The 3,527-nt window shown below is 53.8% G+C and carries 4 protein-coding genes; 3 read left to right on the top strand and 1 reads right to left on the bottom strand.

Annotated features, from left to right (window positions below):
• Window positions 1-741 (bottom strand): SIR2 family NAD-dependent protein deacylase (locus AB7U36_RS20760; protein ID WP_428161531.1); only part of this gene is annotated, 741 nt, incomplete at its 3' end.
• A gap of 158 nt (window positions 742-899) precedes the next feature.
• Here AB7U36_RS20760 and AB7U36_RS20755 point away from each other — a divergent pair.
• The 3 genes from AB7U36_RS20755 to AB7U36_RS20745 form a co-directional block, all read left to right on the top strand.
• A complete protein-coding gene (locus AB7U36_RS20755; protein WP_428161530.1) occupies window positions 900-1,442 on the top strand; it encodes a hypothetical protein in 543 nt (180 codons plus the stop codon).
• Window positions 1,443-1,505: 63 nt separating this feature from the next.
• Window positions 1,506-2,180: a rhomboid family intramembrane serine protease gene (locus tag AB7U36_RS20750; RefSeq protein ID WP_428161529.1), complete on the top strand. Its 675-nt coding sequence runs from the start codon at window positions 1,506-1,508 to the stop codon at window positions 2,178-2,180.
• A 65-nt stretch (window positions 2,181-2,245) separates the two neighbouring features.
• A partial coding sequence (locus AB7U36_RS20745) for a polyketide synthase (RefSeq protein ID WP_428161528.1) occupies window positions 2,246-3,527 on the top strand: 1,282 nt, incomplete at its 3' end.

The following is a 3,527-nucleotide window of genomic DNA, read 5'->3' as shown; positions in this document are numbered from 1 at the left end:
ATCAAGTGCATCAATGGCGTCCATGATATTTTCCATGGCCCTTGTGGCATTGTCCCGGATGAATATATCCGTTATCCGGTTGGTATATTCCGACGGGTCCGGGTTGATTTCTATAATGGTGGTGCCACAGGCCTTGGCCCGGGAAGGAAGCGCGTTGGCGGGTGCCACCGTGCCTGTGGTGCCGATCAGTATCATGCAGTCCGCTTTCCGGGATGCATTAATGGACTTTGCCGCCGCATCTTCGGGAATGGCCTCCCCGAAAAACACCACATCAGGTTTCATCAGACCACCGCACGTCAGGCAGGTGGGGGGCAGACGATTCATGTCCACCTGGGCCACATTGACTTTTTGTCCGCAGTGCAGGCAGATGATCTCTTTTAATGACCCGTGAAATTCGTAAACTTCTTTATTGCCGGCATCTTTGTGCAGGTTGTCAATATTCTGGGTGATGACTGAGTTTAACAGGCCCCGCTGCTCCATCTCTGCCAGGGCATAGTGGGCGGCATTGGGTTGTACCTGGCCGAACAGGTCATAGAAAATATCCCTGATGATTTCCCAGGACCTGGCCGAGTTCTGGAGAAAATAATCAATTTCAAAGGATCTGGGATCATATTTATTCCACAGCCCGTTTTTGCCCCTGAAGGGTGGGATGCCGCTTTCAACGGAAATGCCGGCACCGGTAAAGGCCACACAGCAGCGGGAATCAATGATGTGTTTGGCAGCTTCATGATAAATGGTCATGATAATATCATTACCTTCCGGGGTTTACACTTTACCAGGGGATTGTTATTTTATTCTTTTAACGGCTAAAAATAATTAAATAAAGATAACTAAATTTTGATATGACGTAAAGGTAAATCAAAACAGAAATGAATGCAGACAGCGGACGATCTTTTACAATGGAGAATCACCCGGCAGGGACCCTTACCGTGGACCAGGTGGCCGAAAACCTTTCAGCCTTTGCCATTGACAGGGCTGATATTAAATCGCTTTTAGGCGCAATCCCCCAGGGCCACCCCATTGACCTGACCCGTCTGGAATATGAACTGGCCATTCTTAAAATTCTGAGTGTGGGGTGGGGACTTGCCTTTTTCATACCGGCAACGGATACGAACAAGACTCCTTTGACCCAGACATTCTGGGAACAGATCCGCCAGATTGCCAATAGTGTGTCAACCCTGACGGAAACCACCACAGGCACCCGTATTGATTATTTTGGCATACTCAAGGAGCGCCTGGATACCTTTGTGCAGCAGATGCAGAAACACCAGGCCCAAAAAGTCAATCCCACCAATGTCATGGGGCCTGTGTTTGCCAATGCCTGCGGGACCCCGGATGACCCCGTGGTTATCCTTGCCGGAACCAAGATGTTTGCCCTGACCCTGGGTTCGGTCAAAGAGTATCTGGCTGCCGTGAAGATAAAAGATATCACCATTCACTGATTCTCCCAACTATACACTTTTTTTGCTATGATAGATAACCGGATAAAATTTACGATACAGGCCATGATCTGGATCAACGTGATCATGTATGCCCTGTCCCTGCTCTTCTCCCAGGGGCTTCATTTCACCCTGAATCCTTTAAACGCCCTGGCACCGTCCAGCAAGGCCCTGATTTTCCTTGGCGCCTCCGGGACCGTGCCCCTGGCCTATTCCCATGACTGGTACAGCATCTTCACCGCAAACTGGCTGCACGGCAGCCTGTTGCACATCCTTTTCAACATGATGGCGCTTTACTCCCTTGCCCCGCTCACGGCAAAGGAATTCGGACTGTACCGGATGCTGTCCATATATATTCTTTCCGGTGCCGGTGGTTTTTTTCTCTCCTGCCTGGGCGGAGTGCCTTTGACCATCGGGGCCTCTGCCGGTCTTTGCGGACTGATCGGTGCCCTGTTTTATTTTGGCTGGTCCCGGGGCGGTATCTGGGGAAAGATGGTATTTGATCAGACCAAGTCCTGGATTTTAAGCCTGGTGATTATTGGACTGATCCTGCCCAACATCAATAACTGGGGTCATGGCGGCGGGTTTGCCGCAGGCTTTATTCTGGCATTGCTTATAGGATATGAGGAGCGCCGCACATCAGGAAAAATCGATATTCTGGTTTGCTCAGGGCTGACCGTGTTTACCTGTGTTCTTTTGTTCCGTTCGGTTTTTCAGGGCCTGGAACTGATGCTGAAATAGGGCGTTTTACACAAATTTTACAAAGCTGTCTTGCAATCTTTTCCCGGGTCAACTATATGGGCTCCATGATTTTGAAATATGCAGATATAGCCGTGGTCGGCATGTCCGGTATTTTCCCCGGGGCCTGTGACACCCGGCAGTTCATTGCCAATGTCATGGCGAAAAAATCCAGTGTGATCCCGGTACCCCGGGACCGGTGGGGGGGGCTGCCTGGGATCATGGTGGACAACCGCGGCGGAACCCCGTTGCCGGACCGGGCCCGCACCCGGTTTGCCGGGTTTATTTCCCAATCCGTGTTCAATCCGTCCAATGTTGACTTTTCCGGTGGGGACATGGCCGGGCATGGTCTGGATAGTGATTTTTTCCACGCCCTGGACCCGGTGCACCATTTAGCCCTTGCCGCCGGTATTGAGCTTATGGCCAATGCCCGGCTTTCCAAAGAAAACCGGGAGCGCACAGGGGTTGTGCTTGCTGCCATTGCCCTGCCCACGCCGGGGGCGTCACGGCTGACCCGGGATCTTTTTTTGTCTCCCAACCCTGCCATGCCCTCCTGGCGACAGGCCTGGGGTGCCGGCATGCTGTCGGCACCTGCGTCGATTCTGGCAAGGGTATTGGGATTGACCGGCGGCAGTTTCACCCTGGATGCCGCCTGTGCCTCTTCCCTGTTCTCCATAAAGCTTGCCTGCGAACAACTGCTGTCAGGACGGGCGGATGCCATGGTGGCCGGCGGGGTATCCCGGCCCCAGTCCCTTTACACCCAGGTGGGATTTACCCAGCTCCAGGCCCTGTCACCCACGGGCCGGTGTGCCCCCTTTGACCGGGATGCCGATGGTCTGGTGGTGGGTGAGGGCGCAGGCCTGGTCCTGCTCAAACGCCTTGATCATGCCCTGGCCTGCCAGGACACCATCCACGCCGTGATCAAAGGATGGGGGGTGAGCAACGATATTGAAGGCAACCTTGTGGCCCCGGCCAGTGAAGGCCAGGTCCGGGCCATGTCCAGAGCCTTTGGCATGGCTGGCTGGTCCTTTGGTGATATCCAGTACATGGAGTGCCACGGTTCCGGGACTCCCAAAGGGGACCAGGTGGAAGTCCAAAGTATCATGAAGATGCTTGAGACATACCAGTGCATGGACACGGCCCTGTCCATTGGTTCGGTGAAGTCCAACATCGGCCACTTGCTGACCGGTGCCGGCGCTGCCGGATTCATCAAAACGGTCATGTCCATGAACCAGGGAATGCTGCCGCCATCCAACAATTTCAATGTCCTGCCCGAAGACTCCCCGTTAAATGACACGGGTGTCAGGGTCCAGGATCAGCCTTGTGCCTGGGTACCTGCCAGTGACGGCC

This window comes from Desulfobacter sp., from assembly GCF_050177295.1.
Note: the sequence above shows the minus strand (reverse complement) of the source record. Positions and strands in the feature narration are given on the sequence as shown.

Bases quoted from the DNA above. Each gene is read 5' to 3' on its own strand.
- AB7U36_RS20755 (WP_428161530.1), top strand. From the start codon at position 900: ATGGAGAATCACCCGGCAGGGACCCTTACCGTGGACCAGGTGGCCGAA.
- AB7U36_RS20750 (WP_428161529.1), top strand. From the start codon at position 1,506: ATGATCTGGATCAACGTGATCATGTATGCCCTGTCCCTGCTCTTCTCC.